This window comes from Planctomycetota bacterium (assembly GCA_026387035.1).
Lineage (GTDB): Bacteria > Planctomycetota > Phycisphaerae > FEN-1346 > FEN-1346 > JAPLMM01.
In genome coordinates this window covers 1-5851 of the sequence record JAPLMM010000009.1, presented here as the reverse complement: position 1 = coordinate 5851, position 5851 = coordinate 1, and the positions used below count along the sequence as shown (strand labels likewise).

Annotated in this window: 3 protein-coding genes; all 3 read right to left on the bottom strand. The window is 69.6% G+C overall.

Translation table 11 applies throughout. The features are described from left to right. The coding region (fdhF, locus tag NTX40_00355) for a formate dehydrogenase subunit alpha (GenBank protein ID MCX5647543.1) at window positions 1–2234 on the bottom strand (2234 nt) is incomplete at its 3' end. A 90-nt stretch (window positions 2235–2324) separates the two neighbouring features. Next, the gene (nuoF, locus tag NTX40_00350) at window positions 2325–5456 is read right to left on the bottom strand and encodes an NADH-quinone oxidoreductase subunit NuoF (GenBank protein ID MCX5647542.1); all 3132 of its coding nucleotides are present in this window, start codon (window positions 5454–5456) and stop codon (window positions 2325–2327) included. Next, on the bottom strand, window positions 5453–5851 hold a 399-nt coding region (locus NTX40_00345), incomplete at its 5' end, for an NAD(P)H-dependent oxidoreductase subunit E (GenBank protein ID MCX5647541.1). The genes NTX40_00345 and nuoF, both read right to left, overlap by 4 nt.

Sequence of the window (5851 nt, the reverse complement as noted above, 5' to 3'; positions counted from 1 at the left end):
GGGAACTGGGCGTCGGGCAACTCTTTCGGCGGAATGAATTCGACGGCGTGGAACTTCCCCCGTCCCCGCGTGAAGCGGTCCTTGTGGAGGATCGGTGTGCCTGCATGGCCCGGGTCGGGGCAGGGCCACTGGAGGCCGCCTGACTCGAGGCGGTCGTACGTGATGCCGGCGTAGGAGGGCGTGAGCGCGGCAATCTCGTCCTGGACGGCCGAGGGGTCCGGGTAATCCATGGCATAGCCCATCCGCCGCGCGAGGTCCGAGAGGATTTCCCAGTCCGGCCTCGCCTCGCCGGGCGGCGGGAGGGCCTTGCGGACCCGCTGGACGCGGCGCTCCGTGTTCGTGAACGTGCCGTCCTTCTCGGCAAACGAGGCGGCGGGCAGGACCACGTCGGCCAACCGGGCCGTCTCGGTGAGGAAGATGTCCTGGACCACGAGGAAATCGAGGGCCTTCAATGCCTCTTCGACGTGCGCGAGGTCGGGGTCGCTGAGCATGGGGTTCTCGCCCAGGCAGTAGAGGGCCCGGACCTTGCCCTCGGCGGCGGCGTGGATGATTTCGACGACCGTCAATCCCGGCGCCGACGGGAGGCGGACGCCCCACGCCTTCTCGAACTTCGCGCGCACCGCCGCGTCGTCCACTGCCTGGTAGCCGGTATAAACGTTCGGCAAGGCGCCCATGTCGCAGGCGCCCTGGACGTTGTTCTGTCCGCGGAGGGGATTGACGCCCGTGCCGGGCCGGCCGATGTTCCCGGTCACCATGGCCAGATTCGCGAGCGCCAGCACGTTGTCCGTTCCGGTCGTGTGCTGGGTGATGCCCATGGAATAGATGATGGAAGCGGCGTCGGCTTTTGCGTAGAGGCGTGCGGCCTCGACGATTTTTTCGGCGGGGACGCCGGTGATCTTCGCCGCAAAGTCCGGCGTGTACGGCTGGACGGCGCGCCGGAGATCCTCGAAGCCTTCGGTGCGCTCGGCGATGAACGCCTTCGCCTCGAGGCCTTCCTTCAGGATGACGTGAATGAGTGCGTTGGCGAGGGCGACGTCCGTCCCGCCGCGGTGCTGAAGATGGAGGTCGGCCATTTCCGCAAGTTCAATCACCCGCGGGTCGGCGACGATGAGGCGAGTTTTTCCGAAGCGGACGGCCCGCTTGATGGCCGCCCCGATGATGGGGTGGCACTCGGTGGTGTTGGAACCGATGACGAAAATGACGTCGGCCTGCTCGAGGTCGGCGATGGAGTTGGTCATCGCGCCTGAGCCGAACGCCCGCGCCAGGCCTGCAACCGTCGAGGCATGGCACAGGCGGGCGCAATGGTCCACGTTGTTCGTGCCGACCACCGCGCGCATGAACTTCTGCATCAGGTAATTTTCTTCGTTGGTGGTTTTGGCGCTCGAGAGCCCCGCGACGGCGTCCGGGCCGTGCCGGTCGCGGATGTCGCCCAGGCGCTCGGCGACGAGCGCGAGCGCCTCGTCCCACGTTGCGGGGACGAGTTCGCCGTCCTTGCGAACGAGCGGCGTGCGGAGGCGGTCGCCGTGGCCGATGAAGTCGGCCCCGAAGCGGCCCTTGACGCACAGAAGGCCGCCCGAGACGCCGAGGCCCGGCTCGCCGGTGATGGTCACGATCCGCCCGTTGTGGATATTCAGAACGATGGCGCACCCGCACCCGCAGTAGGGGCAGATGGTTCGGACCTGCTGGAACTCCCACGCGCGTCCGTGGCCGGTCGCGCCGACGTAGGCCAGCGCCCCCGTCGGGCAGACGTCCAGGCAGTTGCCGCACTCGGCGCAGCCGGAATCGTCGCGCGCGACGTCCGGCGGAATGCTCACGCGCGTCTCGAAGCCGCGCCCGAGAAAGTCAATCGCCCCGGAGACCTGAACCTGGTGGCACACCTGGATGCACCGCCCGCACAGGATGCACTTGGATCGGTCGTACACGATGGCCGGGCCGTCCTGGACCGGCTCGACGGCCGTCTCGGCGGCGCCGAAGCGCGGCTCCTTGACGCCGAGATCGTAGGCGTACTGCTGGAGGACGCACGCCCCGGCCTTCTCGCACGTCAGGCAATCGTGCGGGTGGTCCGAGAGCGCAAGTTCAATCACCCATCGCCGGTGCTCCCGCAGGGCCGGCGTCTCCGTCCGGACCACCATGCCCGGCGCCACGGGGTACGAGCAGGCCGGCACGGGGGTCCGCGCGCCTTCGACCTCGACCAGACACAACCGGCACGAACTCGTGGGCTCGAGGGCCGTCAATCGTCAGGTTGACGTTGTCCGGCATCCGATGGTTCCTCAACGCGCCCGCCAAGGCGGGCGGCGAACTGTTCCAGCGCGGCGGCGAAACCGCTACTGTTCCAGATCGCACCGCAGGCACCGGCGCGCCTCGGCGCAGGCCGCCTGCAGCGAATAACCCTTGAGCACTTCCTCGAAGTTGCCCCGGCGCCTCTTCGGCCGAAGCGCCCGGACGGGCCGGCGCCGGGCCGCCTCTTCCGACTCGTCTTCCGGTCGTTTGCCGGGTGATGCGAACCCGCGGTCTGGCGGCAGTTCGCCTTTGCCGCCCAGGAATCGGTCAATCGCCTGGGCGGCCCGCTGGCCCGCCGCAATCGCCTCGACGATCGTCGCGGGCCCGGTGACTGCGTCGCCGCCCGCGAAGACGTTCCGCCCCGCGGCCGCGCGGACCACGGGGTCGCCGGTCACCGCGTCGCCGCCCGCAAACACATCGCCGCCGTCCGTCCGGAGCGTCACGGGGTCCACGGCCAGCCGGCCGCTCGCGACGACCACGCTCTCGTCGGCCTGGACGAAGTCGAGGTCCGGCTGCTGGCCGATGGCGGCGATCACCAGGTCCGCCTCGAGCCGGTAGTCCGAATCCGGGATGGGGATGGGGCGGCGGCGGCCGCTCTCGTCGGCGTCGCCGAGGCGCATCTTCGTGCACCGGACGGCGCGGACCCGGCCGTCGCCTTCAATCGCATGGACGGTGGACAGATAGCGGAACTCGACGCCCTCGAGCATGGCGTCCTCGATTTCGTCGGGGGTGGCGGGCATTTCGTCGGCGGTGCGGCGGTAGAGGATGGTGACGGCCTCGGCTCCGAGGCGCAGGGCCGCCCGGGCCGAGTCCATCGCCGCGTTTCCGCCGCCGATGATGACGACGCGGCCCTGGACCTTCGTGCGCTCGGCGAGCATGACGCCGCGAAGAAAACTCAGGGCGTCCACGACGCCGTCGAGGTCCTCGCCGGGGATGCCGAGGCGGCTGCTCTTATGGGCGCCGGCGGCGAGGAAGATGGCGTCGAAGCCTTCGGCCCGGAGTTCCTGGAGGCTTTCGATTCGCCGGCCGGTGACGATGCGGACGCCGGCGCGGCGGATGTACTCGACGTCGCGCCCGAGCGCTTGGGGCGGCAGGCGGTAGCGCGGAATGCCGACCGCCAGCATTCCGCCGACGCGGTCGAGGGCCTCGAAGACCGTGACCTCTCGGCCGGCGAGCGCGAGGAAATAGGCGGCCGTCAGACCGGCCGGCCCGGAGCCGACGACCGCCACCTTGCCGCGCCGCGGGCCCTGCCACTGGGGCGGCGAGCCGGCGTCCTTCACGCGGTCCGTCACGAATCGCTTCAGGTGGCGGATGGCCACCGGCTGGTCCAAGTCGCCGCGCCGGCAGAAGAGTTCGCACGGATGGTGGCACGCCCGGCCGCAGACGCTGGCCAGCGGGTTGCGCCGGCGGATGACCTCGAGGGCGTCGGCGAAGCGGCCCTCGGCGACGAGGGCGACGTACTCCGGCACGTTGACGTGGGCGGGGCAGGCGTCCGAGCACGAGATCGGCGCGAGCCGCTCGCACGCGTGCGACGGGCACCGACGCTCCCGGATGTGCGCCTCGTACTCGTCGCGGAAATGCCGAAGGGTCGAAAGCACCGGGTTCGGCGCCGTCTGGCCCAGGCCGCAGAGCGACGTTTCCCGAATCATCGCGCCGAGGGCTTCGAGAAGGTCGAGGTCCTCGATCCGCCCCTCGCCGGTCGTGATCCGCTCCAGGATCTCCAGCATGCGTCGGGTGCCGATGCGGCACGGAATGCACTTGCCGCACGATTCCTTCTGGCAAAAGTCGGTGAAGAAGCGTGCGATGTCCACCATGCATGTCGCTTCGTCCATAACAATCAGTCCGCCGGAGCCCATGATGGCGCCGACCTCCTTGACGGAGTCGTAGTCGATGGGGAGGTCGAGGTGCCGTGCGGGGACGCATCCGCCGCTGGGGCCGCCGATCTGTGCGGCCTTGAACTTGCGTCCGCGCGGGATGCCGCCGCCGATGTCGAAAATAATCTGCCTTAGCGTCGCGCCCATCGGCACTTCCACGAGCCCCGTGTTCCGGACCTTGCCGGCGAGGGCGAAGATCTTGGTGCCCTTCGAGCCTTCCGTGCCGACGCTCGCGTACTCCTCGGCCCCGAGTTCGATGACGCGGGGGACGTTGGCCCACGTCTCGACGTTGTTGATGTTGGTGGGCTTGCCCCAGAGGCCGCTCGCGGCGGGAAAGGGGGGCCGCGGCCGCGGCATGCCGCGCTTGCCCTCGACCGAGGCGATGAGGGCCGTCTCCTCGCCGCAGACGAAGGCCCCCGCGCCCTGGCGGATCGCGATGTCGAAGTCGAAGCCGGTGCCGAGGATGCTCGCGCCCAGGAGGCCCGCCTCGCGCGCCTGCTCCAGCGCCAGTTTCGCGTGCTCGATGGCGATGGGGTACTCGGCCCGGACGTAGATGACGCCGCGGGACGAGCCGATGGCCATCGCCCCGATGAGCATCCCTTCGATCACGAGGTGCGGGTCGCCCTCGAGGATCGCCCGGTCCATGAAGGCGCCCGGGTCGCCCTCGTCGGCGTTGCAGATAATGTACTTGGGCTCGCCGGCTGAGGCGCGGGCCAACTGCCACTTGCGCCCCGTCGGGAACCCCGCCCCGCCGCGGCCACGCAGGCCGGAACGGATGACCTCGTCAATCACGTCCTCCGGCCGGTGCGAGGAGAGGACCAGAGCCGCCGACGCATAGGCGCCGTGGGCGACGGCGTCCTGGAGGCTCTTCGGGTCCACCACGCCGCAGTTCTTCAGCACCCGTCGCATCTGATGCTTGTAGAAAGGAATATTCTTGCGTCTGGCGACCGTCCGGCCTTCGGCGGATCCGCAGAGGCGCTTGACGACCTTGCCGCCGAGGACCGTCCGTTCGACGATTTCCGGCACGTCGGCCGCCGTGACGCCCTGGTAGAAGATTCCCTTCGGATCCACCAGAACGGTGACGGCGCCTGCGCACAGGCCATGGCATCCGACGCGCACCACGTGCACGCGTCCTTCCAGGCCGCGCCGCGCGATCTCGGCCTCGAACGCGTCGCAGACCTCCAGCGCGCCGAGGGCCCGGCAGCCGGTCGAGCAGACGCGCAGCGTCGCTTCCGGTTTCGGCCGGGACGCCAGACCCCGCCGCCACTGCTTGAGCGCGTTGACCGATTCGAGGCGTTTCACGCTTCGCGGGTCCTATAGGTCCGGAGGACGCTTGCGATCCGCTGGGGCGTCAGCCGCCCGTAGTACGTCGAGTCAATCATCATCACGGGCGCCAGGAAACACGTGCCCAGGCACGCCACGGTTTCGAGGTAGAAGATCATGTCGGGCGTCGTTTCGCTCTCTTCGATGCCGAGTTCGCGCTGGACGGCGTCGAGGATGCGGCCGGCGCCCTTGACGTGGCACGCCGTGCCGCGGCAGCAGCGGACGGTGTGCTTGCCGCGGGGCTCCGTGTAGAACTGGGCGTAGAAGGAGACGACGCCCCAGACGCGGCTCAGCGGGATGCGCGTCCGGCGGCTGGTCTCCCGTAAGGCCGCCGGCGGCAGGTAGCCGAAACGCTCCTGCACGTCCTGCAGCAC